18 protein-coding genes are annotated in these 15,156 nt (G+C 63.8%); 6 read left to right on the forward strand and 12 right to left on the reverse strand.

Features of this window, described 5'->3' with window-relative positions:
* Positions 1-81 precede the first annotated feature (81 nt).
* Positions 82-675 (reverse strand): SCO family protein, encoded by a 594-nt coding sequence (locus VEJ16_04080; protein HYB08825.1) that lies wholly within the window; start codon positions 673-675, stop codon positions 82-84.
* Between the two features lie 90 nt (positions 676-765).
* Positions 766-1,086 carry a hypothetical protein gene (locus VEJ16_04085; protein ID HYB08826.1) on the reverse strand — a complete coding sequence of 107 codons (321 nt, stop codon included), beginning with the start codon at positions 1,084-1,086 and terminating at the stop codon, positions 766-768.
* A gap of 230 nt (positions 1,087-1,316) precedes the next feature.
* On the opposite strand from VEJ16_04085, the gene VEJ16_04090 reads away from it, so the two are divergent.
* Both VEJ16_04090 and VEJ16_04095 read left to right on the forward strand, forming a co-directional pair.
* Entirely contained in the window at positions 1,317-1,874 is a 558-nt protein-coding gene (locus VEJ16_04090; protein ID HYB08827.1) for an ankyrin repeat domain-containing protein, read from the forward strand.
* A gap of 47 nt (positions 1,875-1,921) precedes the next feature.
* Positions 1,922-2,950 carry a cobalamin biosynthesis protein gene (locus VEJ16_04095; GenBank protein HYB08828.1) on the forward strand — a complete coding sequence of 343 codons (1,029 nt, stop codon included), beginning with the start codon at positions 1,922-1,924 and terminating at the stop codon, positions 2,948-2,950.
* Positions 2,951-2,959: 9 nt separating this feature from the next.
* On the opposite strand, the gene VEJ16_04100 is transcribed toward VEJ16_04095, so the two are convergent.
* The 5 genes from VEJ16_04100 to VEJ16_04120 all read right to left on the reverse strand — a co-directional run bounded on the left by VEJ16_04100 (position 2,960) and on the right by VEJ16_04120 (position 6,926).
* Positions 2,960-3,643 carry a lipid-binding SYLF domain-containing protein gene (locus tag VEJ16_04100; protein ID HYB08829.1) on the reverse strand — a complete coding sequence of 228 codons (684 nt, stop codon included), beginning with the start codon at positions 3,641-3,643 and terminating at the stop codon, positions 2,960-2,962.
* 143 nt (positions 3,644-3,786) lie between these two features.
* Positions 3,787-4,401 (reverse strand): histidine phosphatase family protein, encoded by a 615-nt coding sequence (locus VEJ16_04105; protein HYB08830.1) that lies wholly within the window; start codon positions 4,399-4,401, stop codon positions 3,787-3,789.
* A 28-nt stretch (positions 4,402-4,429) separates the two neighbouring features.
* Positions 4,430-5,221: an adenosylcobinamide-GDP ribazoletransferase gene (gene cobS / locus VEJ16_04110; protein ID HYB08831.1), complete on the reverse strand. Its 792-nt coding sequence runs from the start codon at positions 5,219-5,221 to the stop codon at positions 4,430-4,432.
* A gap of 101 nt (positions 5,222-5,322) precedes the next feature.
* Complete coding sequence (locus VEJ16_04115) at positions 5,323-6,168, reverse strand: ABC transporter permease (protein ID HYB08832.1); 846 nt, start codon at positions 6,166-6,168, stop codon at positions 5,323-5,325.
* Positions 6,165-6,926, reverse strand: a complete 762-nt coding sequence (locus tag VEJ16_04120) for an ABC transporter ATP-binding protein (protein ID HYB08833.1) — start codon at positions 6,924-6,926, stop codon at positions 6,165-6,167. Before VEJ16_04120 ends, VEJ16_04115 begins: the two co-directional genes overlap by 4 nt.
* A 129-nt stretch (positions 6,927-7,055) precedes the next feature.
* Between VEJ16_04120 and VEJ16_04125 the strand changes: the two genes are divergently transcribed.
* Both VEJ16_04125 and VEJ16_04130 read left to right on the forward strand, forming a co-directional pair.
* Positions 7,056-8,381, forward strand: a complete 1,326-nt coding sequence (locus VEJ16_04125; protein HYB08834.1) for an ActS/PrrB/RegB family redox-sensitive histidine kinase — start codon at positions 7,056-7,058, stop codon at positions 8,379-8,381.
* Positions 8,382-8,465: 84 nt separating this feature from the next.
* Entirely contained in the window at positions 8,466-9,041 is a 576-nt protein-coding gene (locus tag VEJ16_04130; GenBank protein HYB08835.1) for an ActR/PrrA/RegA family redox response regulator transcription factor, read from the forward strand.
* A gap of 42 nt (positions 9,042-9,083) precedes the next feature.
* On the opposite strand, the gene VEJ16_04135 is transcribed toward VEJ16_04130, so the two are convergent.
* Both VEJ16_04135 and VEJ16_04140 read right to left on the reverse strand, forming a co-directional pair.
* Positions 9,084-9,530 (reverse strand): hypothetical protein, encoded by a 447-nt coding sequence (locus tag VEJ16_04135; protein ID HYB08836.1) that lies wholly within the window; start codon positions 9,528-9,530, stop codon positions 9,084-9,086.
* Positions 9,531-9,569: 39 nt separating this feature from the next.
* The gene (locus VEJ16_04140) at positions 9,570-10,100 is read right to left on the reverse strand and encodes a hypothetical protein (protein HYB08837.1); all 531 of its coding nucleotides are present in this window, start codon (positions 10,098-10,100) and stop codon (positions 9,570-9,572) included.
* Between the two features lie 466 nt (positions 10,101-10,566).
* Between VEJ16_04140 and VEJ16_04145 the strand changes: the two genes are divergently transcribed.
* Positions 10,567-11,334, forward strand: coding sequence for a metallophosphoesterase family protein (locus VEJ16_04145; GenBank protein HYB08838.1), 768 nt, complete (start codon positions 10,567-10,569; stop codon positions 11,332-11,334).
* 201 nt (positions 11,335-11,535) lie between these two features.
* Complete coding sequence (gene rfaE1, locus VEJ16_04150; protein HYB08839.1) at positions 11,536-13,005, forward strand: D-glycero-beta-D-manno-heptose-7-phosphate kinase; 1,470 nt, start codon at positions 11,536-11,538, stop codon at positions 13,003-13,005.
* Positions 13,006-13,087: 82 nt separating this feature from the next.
* Here rfaE1 and VEJ16_04155 read toward each other — a convergent pair whose 3' ends face one another.
* The 3 genes from VEJ16_04155 to VEJ16_04165 all read right to left on the reverse strand — a co-directional run.
* Positions 13,088-13,543 carry an MmcB family DNA repair protein gene (locus VEJ16_04155; protein ID HYB08840.1) on the reverse strand — a complete coding sequence of 152 codons (456 nt, stop codon included), beginning with the start codon at positions 13,541-13,543 and terminating at the stop codon, positions 13,088-13,090.
* A gap of 400 nt (positions 13,544-13,943) precedes the next feature.
* The gene (locus VEJ16_04160; protein ID HYB08841.1) at positions 13,944-14,771 is read right to left on the reverse strand and encodes a DUF2076 domain-containing protein; all 828 of its coding nucleotides are present in this window, start codon (positions 14,769-14,771) and stop codon (positions 13,944-13,946) included.
* Positions 14,772-14,944: 173 nt separating this feature from the next.
* A partial coding sequence (locus VEJ16_04165) for an anion transporter (GenBank protein HYB08842.1) occupies positions 14,945-15,156 on the reverse strand: 212 nt, incomplete at its 5' end.

Genomic DNA, 15,156 nt, shown 5'->3' on the forward strand with positions numbered 1-15,156 from the left:
TTTCGCCGATTCGTCCAACGGAACATCATAGCATGCCATCTTTCGACAACTCGTGGATACGCTCCGCCGCGGGGTGGCGCCTCACAGGCGTTGGGCGATGGCTTGCGCCATCTGCTGGGGCGTTGTCTGCGGCGTGAAACTCGTAAGGTACTTGCCGTTTCGGCCCATGAGATAGACGAGGCCGGTATGGTCCATGAGATAGTCGTTGCCCCCGCTCTTGGACGGAGCCTTCGCGGCGTAGACCCGATAAGCCTTTTCAGCTGCGTCGACCTGGCTGGGCGTTCCCGTGAGCGCAATGAATCTCGGGTGAAAATGGCTGACATAGTCCTTGACGACCGGTGGGGTGTCCCGCTCGGGATCGACCGTTATGAAGATCGGTTGGACCTTCGCCGCCTTGTCGCCGAGTGCGTCAAGCGCGTCGCTCATCGTTTGAAGCTCCGTCGGACAGACATCCGGGCAATAGGTATAGCCGAAATAGACCAGCATCAGGCTCCCGCGAAACTCGGCATCGGTGCGCGGCTTGCCGTCCTGATCGACAAGGGTGAAGGGGCCGCCCACGAGCGCTGAGCCGCTCGCGATGAAGTTCAACGAATCCGCCCCCTCGCGGTAGAGCCTCACGCCAAGGCCGACCAAGACGCCCGCGACCACAATGCCCACGACCCAGAAAACGCGCATAAGGCGTCGATTCGAACCGACCATGATCTAAAGCAACGCCTCTCTCGAAGCAGGGGGAATCTTGCGCTGAAGCATTTGGTACTGGTGGACCTATTGCGCCGCCTCGTCCGAGCCGGCCGGCGGCGAGGTGTCCGGTGCTGCGGGACCATAGCCTTTTTGCGCCATGCAGGCGCGATAGATGTCGGCCTGCTGATCCGCGGCCCCGCTTGGCCCGCTGTTGGGGCCCAAAAGGAAACCGTAGTTGCCCGACTCGGCCACGCACGCCTTCTGGTCGCGCTTGAGCTCGTCCTGGGTAACCCCCCCTTCCTTGGTCCAGCTTGATCCGGGCGGTGGCGTGCATGCGCAGACGGCAAGCAACGCCACGAGCGACCCGCCAGGACGGCGCCACCGAACCCTGGCTTCTATCTTCATCTCGCTCTTGCCTTCATGGCGCATGTGCCGTCTTTCAACGCGTGACGCTGTTGCAAAATGCTGCCTTGGCATATAGGGCATTTCGGGTCCATTTGCCACTCACAAGGCCATGAACGGGTCGAATGCTACGGTCCTGTCGGCAACGGGGCTCTGCAATCGCCGCGAACTGCGCTAAGATCGCGGCCTGCCAACGAACCGGGAACAAAGGAAGAGTCATGCGGATGTTGCACTTGAATCGACTGACGATGGTCTCTGTCGGGCTTCTTGTGGCGGCGAGCCCCGCGGCCGCACAACAATTCGATAACAGTTACGGCCCAGCGCCGATCATAGCGGCGACCCAGTCCGGAAGCGCTTGGATTGTCCAACGGGAACTCGAAGCCGGTACGAGTCCCAACACCGCCGACACGGCGGGGTCGACCGTGCTCATGCTCGCGAGCACGAACGGCCACTGCCAGATCGCCGACCTGGTCCTCAAATACAAAGCGCGGACGGACGTGAAGGACAAGGACGGAAATACCGCCCTCATGCTCGCCGCCGAGCGCGGCCACACCGAATGCGTCAGATCCATCATCGCCGCTCACGCTGACGTGAACGCCGTCAATCGCCAGGGCATCACTGCCTTGATGAAAGCGGCACGGGCCGGCAGTCTCGACGTCGTGCAATTACTTCTTACGGCGAAGGCCGATCCCAATCTGACCGATTTTTCGGGCGCCACCGCAGTTCGCTACGCCGAAGAGAACCGTCAGAGGCGCGTCGTTGACGCGCTGCGGGCGGCGGGCGGCAGTTGATGCGGCCGGCCAAGGCCGTGCTGTCCGCCGCCCTCTTGCCCTGAACGATGGCGGAGGCGTCCGAGGTCCTGTCCACGGCGATGGCATCCATCGCCCACAATCGTTGCTTGATGATTCTGGCGGCACTCATCGCCGACGCCATCCTGCCGACCATGCCGGGCGCCGGCAGACTCCTTCCCAACCCGGTCCGTTTGGCGCGCGCATTCGGCATTTGGCTAACACGCAGGCTCGACCGGCGCCGTCGGAGCGAGGCCACGCGCTTGGTGCGCGGCCTGGCGGCGGCGTTTCTTGTCCTGGCGGCCGCGATCGCGGCCGGTCTTGCGATCGAATATGCCGCAGGGCGCAACGACGGGGCTGCGGCACTCGAATTTCTCATCGTCGTGACAATCGTCGGGCAGCGAATCCTGATCGTGCGCGTGCGTGGGGTCGCGCGTGCGCTTGCGCGCGGTTCCTCCGGCCTCGAGACCGCGCGGAAAATCCTGCCGGCATTCGTCGAGCCGGGGTGGGACGTGCTCACCGTCGATGGGTACGGTGCGGCACGAATCGCGATCGAGGCTTTGGCGACTGGATTTGCCGAGCGAGTCGTAGCCCCCGTCTTTTGGTACCTGCTGTTTGGCTTGCCCGGTCTGTTGGGCGCCACGGCAATTAGCGGAATCGCCGTGCGGGGACCGTCGGAGAGTCGCTTCGGTTTCGCGGCCCTTCGCCTCGACGATCTCGTTCAATTCCTGCCCGCACGACTCGCGGGCGCCATCTCCGCCATTGCCGCGTGCATTGCACCCACAGGGAAGCCGGCGGCGGCCCTGCGCACGATGGCGAACGATTCGAGAAAGCACCCCTCGCTCAATCGCGGCTGGCCGCTCGCCGCGTTTGCCGGTGCGCTCGATCTTTCACTCGCCGGTCCGCGCCGCGCCGTCGACGGCGTGAGTGCCGCAGCACCCTGGATCGGCAACGGCCGTGCGCGCGCGCAATGGGGGGACGTCTATCGAGCGCTCTATCTTTTCGCGGCGGCGTGCCTGATCGATTTGGCGCTCGTCGCGGCCCTGACGCTCGTCCGATTCGCGGCTGGGATCGGTTGAGCGAGGCGTCTATTTCGTGCTCTGGAGAGATTCACGGAATCGGTCGGCTTTGGGGGTCGAGAATTTCTGCTCGAGCACGATGCCGCGTGGGGTCGCACCCGGGCCGTAGAACTCGCTGTTCCAGTCGTCGCGCTTTACGATGACGGAGCCATCGATCGAACCGCCGGCATAGAGTCCCTCATTGCGGGAAAAGGCGACGATATCCGCGCCGACCGCCGTGGTCGTGGCCCCCTGGGCGCCGATGCCGACGGGGCCGATCGCGACACTCGCGTCGGCGCCGAGCTTGACCTGATTGTTGATGATGGCGTCGAGCCCCTTCTCCGTCATGATCACAAGGACCGTTTCGGAACTCTGGAAACCGATCTGCAGGCCGAGGCTCCCCGCACCCGCGGTATAGAACGCGGGATATCCCCAAACACCGTTGATATCGCGCGCGACAAGGACGCCGCTGCCACCTTGAGCGCCGACGATGAAGGCAGCCTTGAGTTGGCCTGGAAAGATCAGCACGGCTTTGCCGAGATTGATGTAGCGCTTCAGTTGGGGATAGTTGGTGTCGTTGTACATGGAGACATAGGTAAGGCGCGCTCTCTCGAGCAGCGACTCGGCGTCGGTGTCGGCCCGTACGGGTGTGGACGCGGCGAAGCCGATGAATGCGACCAGGAAGATCGGAAAAGCGCGCAGGACTTTTAGCATTTAGTGAAGCTCCCTTTCATGCCAAGCTCGACAGCGCACGTGCGAATCGTTCGCGCGAGAAAGGCGCCGCCGGCGGCGGCGCAGTCTACCATCGTGACGTGCGCGGAACCATCCCGTGTTGGTTACAGCCGGCGCCGAGTCGATCATCGCGCCGGGAGATTGACAACCCCCACGCGCCACGCTTCGCCCTGGCCTTGGGCGATGTGGTCTAGTCGCGTCACGGCGAGGTTGTCGATCGTGAAGGCGAGCGCCATTTCGGGCTCCAGCTTCAGCGCGCAAGCGAGGGCCGCGCGAATGGTGCCGCCATGCGCAACCGCGACGATACTCCGGCCCCGGTGGTTCTTGTTCAGGCGGTCGATGACCTCGCGCGTGCGCGCGATGACTTGCACGAAGCTCTCCCCGCCAGGGGGTACGGCGTGGGCGGGGGTGAGCCAGAAGCCGCGCCAATCGGGATTGCGCGCGTAGATTTCGGCACGGATTTGTCCTTGCCACTCGCCGAAATGCTGCTCGGCTAAACCCCGCTCAATGATCGGCTCGGGTGCGATGAGGCCGGCATCGCGAATCGCGGCTGCGGTCAAATAGGCGCGCTTCAGGTTGCTCGAAACCCACACCGCCTCGCGCGGCAACTTTCCCGCGAGGGCTTGGAAGGGCGCGCGATCCGAAACGTCGCACTCGATGTCCGTCTGTCCGTAAACGCGGCCGCCATCCGCAGTCACCGGCGCATGACGGATCCACCACCATCGAGTCACGACGGTCATCGGCGTTTCGTCCTCGCGCGAGGCAGGTTCATGGGAAAATCGTCACGGCGGCGAGAATGGCCATTTCGGCTGTTTGCTGGGCAGCACCCAGAACATCGCCCGTATAGCCTCCAAGGCGCTTGCGGGCAAGGGCAGCGACAGAAAAAACGGCGGCCAGGCCGAACGCCAGCGCGCCGAGCCCCGGGCCGACACCGAGAAGAAGGAATGCCGCGACGATCGCCAGGACGGCGGCGGCGGCGACGGTCTCCTGGCGGAGATCGCCGAGCATGGCGCCGAGCCCTTCGCGTCGAGCCGGCGCCAACGTCAGCGTCATGAGCGGGACAAGCCCGCGTGAGACTGCGGTCGCCGCGATCAGGCCGGCCGCGGCATTCGCGGGTGGAGTGAGCTGGGCAAGCAAAGACGCCCGGAACGCCACGCTCAATGTCACGGCCAAGGCCCCGAACACGCCGATGTGGCTGTCCTGCATGATCAGAAGTCGCCGCGCCTCATCGCGTCCACCGAGGCCATCCGCGAAGTCGGCAAGCCCATCCTCATGAAGCGCACCGGTGAGCACCACCGTGATGGCAAGTGCGATCAGGGCACCGGGAAGTGGCGCGAGGCCGAGTGCTGCCGCGAAAGCGTAGCCGACGGCCCCTGCAACGCCGACGCCAGCGCCGACGACAGGCCAGGCACGTATCGCCTGGGCGATTTCGTCGGGTGCAGCGTCCGTGCCGGGTGCGAGCGGCAGAATCGTGAAAAAGCCGGCGGCCGCGCGAATGTCGTCGAGCCAGCCGCGCCAGAGGCTCGCCCAATCGAATCGGCTCCAATCGACACGAGCCATCGCGACCCCCACGCACACGGGCACGCCGCCCGGGGCCCGTTATAGGGGGCTCGGCGTGGGCGCACAACCGTGTCTCTCGCTGGAGTGCCGACGGTTGCGTCCTACTCGCCCATCTGAAGCAAGAGTCCCCGTCGGCGCACGGCGCGGAAAAAGGCGAGGAACACGACGCCGCCGATGACGAGATAGAATGCGTTGAGCAAAAGTGCCTGCATGAGCAGGTCCGTGCGGAACACGTGTTCGAACATGACCGCCCGCATGCCTTCGAAAACGTGGGATGCGGGCAACGCCCAGGCGATCGGCTGGAGCCAACCCGGCAATATCGAAATCGGATAGTAGACGCCGCTGATAGGTGCGAGCGCGAAGATGGCGAGCCAGGCCAGGCTTTCCGCACCCAGCCCATAGCGCAAAATGCATCCGGAAACCATGAGGCCCATGGCCCAGCCGAATACCATGAGGTTGATGAAGAAGGCGACGAGCGGCAGGCCGATCGTGAAGATCGAATAGTGATAAAGCGGGATGCACAGCAGTGCTGCCGGCACGATGCCGACGATCGTGCGGATGAAGCTCATCGCCGCGAGGGAGAGCATCAGCTCGTAGGGTCGGAGAGGGGTGACGAAGAGCTGTCCGAGATTGCGCGCCCACACCTCCTCGAGAAAGGATACGGCAACACCGAGCTGGCTGCGGAAAAGGACGTCCCAGAGCAGTACGCCCGCGATGAGTATGCCTGCCGCCTGCGCCACATAGGAGCTGTGGGTCACGAAGAACTGGCTGATCAATCCCCAGAGGATCATCTGCACCGTCGGCCAATAGATGAGTTCGGCGATGCGCGGCCAGGACCCTCTCAGAAGATAAAGATAGCGCAGCACCATCGCCGTCATCCGCCGGAGCGAAAACGCACTCGGCTCGCGCCGAAGCCGCACCTCGCGATCGATCGAGGATGCGGTCATTGGGCGGCCACCTCGTCGGGTCGGCGCGCGATATCGAGGAAGACTTCCTCGAGGTTGTGCCGGCCGTATCGCGCGATGAGTTCAGCCGGCGAGCCGCGATCGACGATGCGTCCCGATTTCATCATCAGCACGTCGGAACAAAGGCGCTCGACCTCTCCCATGTTGTGCGAGGCGAGCAGGATCGTGGCCCCCGTGCGAGCACGGTAGCGCTCGAGATAGCTGCGAACCCAATCCGCGGTGTCGGGGTCGAGCGAGGCAGTGAGTTCGTCGAGCAGCAGCAGCTCCGGCCGGTTGAGGAGCGCTTTCGCAAGGGCGATGCGGCTGCGCTGGCCGGCGGAAAGTGAACCCGTCGGGCGATTCATGAACGGGCCGAGCTGCAGTTCCTCGGCAATCTCCTCGACACGGGCGCGCACGCGCGCGAGGCCGTAAAGCTGGCCGTAGACCGAAAGATTCTCGCGCGGCGTCAGCCGCCGCGGCATCTCCACATAGGGCGAGGAGAAATTGATGCGGTGAAGCACGCGGTAGCGGTGACGCAGCATGTCCTCACCGAGGACCTCAATGCTGCCCTCGCTCGGCAGCAGGAGGCCGAGAAGCATCGAAAGCGTTGTCGTCTTGCCCGCACCGTTCCCGCCAAGAAGGGCTACCGTCTCGCCCGGGGGGACGATGAAATTCACGCCGTCGACCGCGATGACATCGCCAAAGCGCTTGGCGAGTGCCGTCACCCGGATCACGGCCGTCGAGGCGGAGGTTGCGAGCATCGCGGCAATATGGGTCGAGTGCCGGTCGATGCCAAGTGCCGATTTATCGCCGATGGGCAATCCCGCTTGGTTGGCTGAGCATTTCATACGGGCTAAACTCGCCGGCTCTGCGGTCGAAGGAGAGGAACGATGGCCGTCGCTCATGCCATGGCCGAACTTGTAGGACTTCGGGATCGGCGCGAGATGCGGGTTCCAAGCCCTGTAAAGCAGCGCACCCTCGTTCTCATCCGGTGGATTGCGGTCGGCGGACAGGCGGCGACGCTTTGCATCGTTCATTTCGGAATGGGCATGCCTCTGCCGATCGTCCCGGCCCTCGCCGTGGTCGGAGCGTCCGCGCTGCTGAATCTCGTTATCGGACGTGGGCGGGGAATGCGCGCGCGGCTTTCGAATGCGGGTGCGGCACTCTATCTCGCCTACGACGTCCTGCAGCTCACGGTCCTTCTCTGCCTCACGGGCGGGCTCGCCAATCCCTTTTCGATTCTGATTCTGGCACCGGTCATGGTCTCGGCGACCGTGCTCTCGCGCACGAGCACGATAGCACTCGGCCTGCTGACCGGGCTCTCTGTTTCAGCACTCGCGTTCATCCGCCTGCCGCTGCCGTGGCCGGACGGTCCGTTCGCCCCACCCTCTCTCTACGTCATGGGAATTTGGCTTGCCATCCTCTTGAGCGCAATGTTCATCGGCGCTTATGTTGGCAGCGTCAGCGAGGAGGCGCGGCGAATGTCGGAAGCACTCGGTGCGACGCAGTTAGCACTTGCGCGCGAGCAGCGTCTCGCGTCGCTCGGTGCGCTTGCCGCCGCCGCGGCACACGAGCTTGGAAGCCCGCTTGCGACAATCGCGGTGACGAGCAAGGAGCTAGCACGCGATCTCCCCGAGGGAAGCGCTCTGCGCGAGGACGTCGACCTCCTTCTCAGCCAAAGCATGCGCTGCCGCGACATCCTCGCCGAACTCGGGCGGGCACCCGAAGCCGACAAGATTTCGCCTTTCGAGAACATGCCGCTTTCGGCCCTGGTCGAGGACGCGGCCGAGCCGCACCGCAATCCGGCAATCAAGCTTGTCCTCGACGCAGCACCTGCTGCCGGTGCGCCGGAAGATTCGCCCGAGCCTATCTTGTCGCGAAGCCCGGAGATCGTGCACGGGCTCGGCAATCTGATCCAGAACGCGATCCAGTTTGCCAAAAGCGAGGTTGTCGTCCGCCAGCGCTGGGATTTCAGCGAGATCGTCGTCGAGGTCATGGACGATGGGCCTGGCATTCCCTCCTATCTCCTCGAGCGGATTGGCGAGCCTTACGTCTCGGGCCGCGATCAAGGCGGGCATCACATGGGCCTCGGCATCTTCATCGCGCAAAACCTCTTGGCAAGGACCGGCGGCGAACTCCAATTCTCCAATCGGCCCGAGGGCGGGGCGAGTGTCGCGGTGCGCTGGACGCGAAGCACGGTCGAACGCGCGGCCTAGTGTGGCGGATTTGAGGTTCCCAAACGCGGATGCCGCCAAAATGACAGGAACTTCAAATCCGCCACACGAGCGCAAGGGGGGAACATGAGCGAAGAACCCGAGCAGGGTGCCGCGCTCGCAATACCGCGGGAGGGAGAGCCGAGTCTCCTCATCGTCGACGATGACGAGCCGTTCCGCACGCGGCTTGCTCGCGCGATGGAGCGGCGGGGCTACCGTGTGTCGACGGCCGACAGCGTGGCGAGTGGGATCGAAACGGCACTCGCAACGATGCCCGCCTTCGCAGTCGTCGACTTGCGCCTCGGGGAGGGAAGCGGGCTCGACGTGGTCAAGGCGCTACGCGAGGTGCGCGCCGACGTGCGGATCGTGATGCTTACGGGCTATGGCAACATTGCGACCGCCGTCGCGGCGGTGAAGGCGGGCGCTCTGGACTATTTGCCCAAGCCCGCCGACGCCGACCAGATCGAGGCGGCGCTGCGGGTGAGCTGCAGGCCCTTGCCACCTCCGCCCGATCATCCGATGTCGGCGGACCGGGTGCGGTGGGAGCATATTCAGCGCATCTTCGAACAATGCGGGCGCAACGTTTCGGAGACGGCCCGGCGGCTCAACATGCACCGGCGCACCCTTCAACGTATCCTCGCGAAGTACGCGCCGCGCGAATAGGTTTTCGATCCCGCTCGTGTGGCGAATCCGAAGTTCGCCACTTTAGCCGTGAAAGATCATTCGGCTGAGGACGAAAAGGGCAACGAGCCCGACGGCGCTGATCCCGATCAGCTTCACGAAAAGCCATGCAACGCCGTCGGTCGTGTTGGTCCCGGCACCGGCAACCGCGAGCGGGTGCCTCCCCGTGCCGTGACGGGAATCCCGCGCTTCCTTCACTTCCTTCTGGACCTGGATCTTGCGCTCGAGCGCCTCGGCGTTCGTGTCGTCGACGAGCGATTGGCGGAAAACGACGCGGGACTTGAGCTCGCCATCGTCTGCGAATCTCTCTTCGACGACGCGCATCGCGGTCGCGCGTCGCGCACCCAACAGACGCTTCGCCATGTCGATGGCGAGTTCCTTGTCGTCATAGATCGAATCGATCTTCCAGTTGCCCGCCTGGAAGCTTTGCAATTCAAATGACGTCAAACTCTTTTGCGCGTTACTCGACATGCGACATGTCCTTTGGCCGGATCGCCCCGCCTGAGCGCTTCATTGCCCCTTGACCTTGCAGCTCCCCACGCCGAGCACGGCATCGATCATCAAGCCGTCGTCGCTGAGGGGCGCCATTACGCTGCGAAACATGCTCACAGCGCCATCTGGATTCACGAACTCGCCGCCGATCGTGATCGGGCATCGCCGACGCACCACTTGCTCGTAATAGTACGAGGATCTGCCAAGGAGCGTGTCCGGCCTCACGTCGGCGATCGTTGAGGGTTGCGCACCCGGCACGGAAGTTCGCGTCATCTCCTCGCCCACATACATGACCGGCACGCCCGCTCTCGGATTCGAAACATCGAGGATGAAGAGGTGCGGCGCGATTTCGGGGATCACGCCGAAATCGATCTCGCGATAAGTCGCAAACTCCCGCACCCCCCGAAGGTGGCGCCAATAGTTGAGAAGCCGCAGCGACAAGCGCCGCTCGCGCTGTCCGGCGTAGGCTTCGGTTCCATTGGCCGCCAAGCATCGGTCCTCGCTCGTCACCGCGTGTTCCAGCTGGCCATGGCCGGGGTCGTTAAGCATGTCCAGCCCTAATCCTCATTCGCCGCATCCTCGGAGGGGCATCGGCATCGAATGGCCAGCCCCGGCGCCAATGCGCCACGAGGGACGCAATTTCCCGCGTGATCCTACGGTTCGAACGGTTAACGAAGTCTTGTTTTGTACCGGGCGGCGGGACTGGGCATGATCGGCTCCCGCACCCTACGAGGGTTGATGCCCGATCCGGCCGGCCGCAGCCCAAGCGCCGGGAATGGGAGATTCCCTGACTTTTGACCCTGCTGGCGAGTATGGGCGGGCATTGCAGGCCCGGCCGACCTTGCCCACTTAATAGGGGGTGCGCAGGGCGGGTGCGACGGGGGTGTCATGCGGTATTCGGACTTGAAGCTCCTAAGTCTCGCTGCCGCCAAGAGCTCGGCAACTGCAGGCGCTCCACCCGAGTGCGGACTGTTTTTTGCATGAACCAGACGGCTCCAGGGAGATCGACAAGGGAATGATTCGGCGACTGATCGATCCGGTTCGGCGCGGAGCTGAGCCCCGGGCGGAAGTACCGCCCGATTCCCGCATCTATGCGGTGGGCGACATTCATGGGCGCGTGGACCTCCTCGAACGCCTCCACGCGCTGATCGTGGCGGATGCGCGAAGCTCGTCGGCGCCTCGAAAACGCATCGTCTATCTCGGCGACTACGTCGATCGCGGCATGCAATCGCGACAAGTGGTCGATCTCCTTCTCGAAGGACCCCTCGAGGGGTTCGAGGCCATTCACCTCAAGGGCAATCATGAGGAATTCCTCCTCCGCTTTTTCGAGGACGAGATGATAGGGCCGGGCTGGTTCATCAACGGCGGCGAGGCAACGCTTTATAGCTATGGCGTCCGCGCCCCGGACCTTGGCGCCCATTCCGGCCGGCTCGGGCATATGCATCGGCAATTTCGCGAGAATTTGCCTGCGGCACATCTCCGTTTTTTCCGCGATCTCAAGCGATTGCACATCGAGGGTGGCTATCTTTTCGTCCATGCGGGGATCCGGCCCGGAATAGCGCCTGAGGCGCAACGCGACGACGATATCCTTTGGATTCGAGAGGTATTTCTCGACGACAAGCGCGATCACGGGAAAATCGTCGTCCACGGCCACACCATCAACAGGGAACCCCAGGTACGGCACAATCGAATCGGGATCGACACGGGTGCTTATGCGAGCGGTGTGCTCACCGCACTGGCACTCGAGGGTTCGAATCGCAAATTCCTGCAAACGTCCGATTGAACCGACCTGACGACGCCGATATCGGCGGCAAGAACGCGCTGGACTATCGCGCGGGGACATTTGATATTGGCGCCGCCGGATGCGGCGCGTAAATGCCGGAGGGGAGGGTTTCCGAAGGAGAATCGGGTCGATGCGGGTCACCGATCGCGCGCTCGTCGCAGCACGTTCGAATAGTGCCCGAGCCTTGTGGAGCATAGCCGAGTGAGTACCGTCGATCGCTCAACCCTTGCCGCCAAGGCGGAGTGGCTCGCCGGCGTGCGCGTTCTCTGTCTTGGTGATGTGATGCTCGACCGTTATGTCTACGGTGCGGTCGAGCGCGTTTCTCCCGAGGCCCCGATCCCCGTGCTGCGCATCGAGCGGGAACGCAGCATGCTGGGAGGGGCCGGCAACGTGGTGCGTAACCTTGCCGCCCTCGGTGCTGCGGCACGGTTTGTCTCGGTTCTCGGCGACGACGCAACGGGCCGGGAGGTTCGGGCGTTGCTTGCGGCTGAGAACCGCGTCGAGTCCCGCCTTCTCGACGAAGCCGGCCGAGATACCGGGGTGAAGACGCGATTTGTCGCGGGCGCCCAGCAGCTTCTTCGCACCGACCAGGAAACGATCCGCCCCATCTCAGCGCGCAGCGAAGTGGCGCTAATCGCGGACCTTGCCGCCGCGATCGATGGTGCCGAGACGGTGATCCTCTCCGATTACGGCAAAGGCGTTCTCACGCCGGATGTCGTCGCGGAGACGATCAAGCTCGCCCGTGCGCGGAAGAAGCGCGTCGTCGTCGATCCCAAGGGCGTCGACTTTACCGGCTATCGCGGTGCGTTTCTCGTGACGCCCAATCGCGCGGAACTCGCGGCGGCGACCCATATGCCGACGTCAAGCGAACCGGAAGTCGAGGCGGCGGCGCGGCGCATAATCGCGGAATGCGATATCGCCGCCGTGCTCGCGACGCGCGGTGCGGACGGCATGATGCTGATCTCCGCCGACGGTCGGGTCGACAACCTGCCGGCCGAGGCGCGAGAGGTCTTCGACGTTTCGGGTGCTGGCGATACCGTGGTCGCGACTTGCGCCGCTGCCCTCGCCGCCGGTCTCGAGCTTATCGAGGCGGCACACCTCGCCAACGTCGCGGCCGGCATCGTCGTCGCCAAGGCGGGTACCGCGGTCGCACATCTCGACGAGATCTTCGCAGCGCTTCACGCCCAAGAACTGATGAGTCACGAACGCAAAGTGGTCTCGCTCGCCCAAGCCGCGGACAAGGCTGAGAATTGGCGGCGCCAGGGCCTGAAAGTCGCGTTTACGAACGGCTGCTTCGACCTTTTGCACCCTGGCCATATCTCGCTGCTCGCGCAGGCGCGCGCTTCTTCCGACCGGCTTGTGGTTGGGCTCAACAGTGACGCCTCGGCGAGGCGCCTCAAGGGCGAAAGTCGCCCGATCCAGCGCGAGAGCGAGCGTGCGATCGTTCTCGCTTCCCTTTCGACTGTCGATCTCGTCGTGACCTTCGACGAAGATACGCCGCTAAAGCTAATCGAATCGATCGCACCCGACGTACTGGTGAAGGGGGCGGACTATACGATTGCGACGGTCGTTGGCGCTGAATTCGTACAGAGCTACGGCGGCAGGATTATGCTTGCGGAAATTACGCCGGGGCAGAGCACCACGGCCACGATCGAGCGGATGGGCCGCTAAGGGAAAGCGGCTCGTGTGGCGAATCCGAAATTCGCCACATTAGGGGGCGGGACCGTGAGCGAATTTCGGATTCAAAGCCACACTAAGCCTCCGGGTCCACGAGACGTTGAAGACGGCTCGTCGCCGTCAGCGCAAAACGCAGCAATAGCGCTTTCCGGCGCGATCCGGCCATGGGCGGCAACTCGGGCGAGGGGCGGAGTATCACGCTCGAATAGGCGTCGGCGACGATCAGGCCGCACTCCTCGGGCAGAATCGCCTGAGGGAAACTTTCGGGCACGGCGAAATAAAAGCTGTCGCAAAAGGGGAGGTATTCCGGCCATTTGAGGTCGCTGCGGAAATCGGCTTCCGATGTCTTGATTTCCACGATCACGACATCGCCCGATCCGCTCACCCCGATCACGTCGGCGCGCCGGCCGGTATTGAGCGTGAATTCCGCGAGCGTGCCGTAGCCGAGTGCCGACAGCATACGGGACACGCCGCGCGCCAGCCGGATCGCCTCACGGATATCGCTCGAATCGGACAAGGGCTGTTCGAACATCGGAGACCGCAACGTTGCCGAGAAGGCTTAGGAACTTCAAATCCGAATACCACACGAGAGTCAACTTATTGCGAGCGCGCGGATTCTGATGGTTCGTTCTCTTTGGCGTCATGGCCGGGCCGGCCGAGGGCCGCGACCCGGCCATCCACATCTTTCATCGAGTGGTCACACGCACGTGGATGCCCGGGTCTGACCCCCGGATCGAAGTCCGGGGGCGGGCATGACGATCGGAGAAATCTGGCATCAATTGTCGGACAGATCGCTCTACTGTGCTTTGGATCCGAAATTCGCTCATGGTCCCGCACCCATGTGTGGCGAATTTCGGATTCGCCACACTAAATGACGCGCGGCCGCAAATATGCGCAGGCGCGCACTGCAGCACCAGGCGGGCCCGTAGATTTTAGATCGAATTGAGGTCGCCGCCGCCGAAATCCGAGCCGCCGGCATCGAAATCGCCGCTCGAGTCGACACCGGACGAGTCGACGTCCGAAGCATCCTGCAAGCCAGCGTCATCCGCATTTGCATTGGATGGATCGGACGAGGAGTCGGGTGTGTCGGCGGTGTCGACCGTGTTGGGCATGTTCCCGGCATTGGGATCGTCGCCATAGTAGTTGTTGATCACGGTTTCATTGACGCCTGGGCCGGGTATCCCGACACCGGATCCCCATCCGGTGCCGAAAGCCGATCCAAACGGGCCGGGATTGTGGAAGAAAAGGCTGCGAATCCCCTCGAAAAGCAGCGCACCACCCGCAACCCCCGCCGCCGTCGACAATGCGGACTGGAGGAAGCCACCCGATGGTGCTGCCGTCGACGGCACCGAGCCTCCGGCAGCACCCGCCTGAAACGCTTGAGGGCGCGACGACTGGCCCTGCTGCGGTGGGGACTGCAGCGACGGGGATTGCGAAGCAGCATCGACATGCCGGCCCCAAGGCCCGCTGCCCGCAAGTGCCCCGAGAAAGCTCGGCTGGCTGCGCGACGCATCCGGCGCACGGCTCTCGTTCTTCCGTGCCTCCGCGAGGTCGGACTCGAGCTGAGAGATGCGCGCCTGGGCGTTTGCGAGTGCATGTTCCTGGACGAGGACGGTCTGAACCAGAAGATAGGGTGCCGTCCCATGCTCGCCGACGCGCTGTCCGATCAAGCCTTGGGCGTCGCGGTCCGTTTGCGCCGTGTCGGCCGCCCTGAGCCGCCGAAAGAGGTCTTCGATCAAATCGCGCTCTTGAGGGGTCATGACTTATCCTTGGGAATGAGACGTCACGGGACGTTCGCGCCTAAATGTCTCTATGCAATCGTGTCACTCATGTGGCGTCTGCGCTCGGCCGGTTCAAGTCACCCCTCGCGGCAGTCTGCGATCCGCACGAAATGTTCCGCTCGATTCCATCGCGACGAGCGATATTGCGTTGTTCAAAGCGGCATGTAGCCGCCGAACCACAGCCAAAGGCCGGCGATCGCCATGGACAGAATCGTGATCGGCACGCCGGTGCGGGCGTGATCGCGGAAGGAAATGCGAACGCCCAACGCCTCTGCGCGCTCGACGACGATCAGGTTCGCGAGGCTGCCGACGAGCAGGAAATTTCCCGCGAGCGTCGAAAGCAACGCAAGACCCACGAGTGCGC

Source organism: Alphaproteobacteria bacterium, assembly GCA_035625915.1.
GTDB lineage: Bacteria > Pseudomonadota > Alphaproteobacteria > JACZXZ01 > JACZXZ01 > DATDHA01.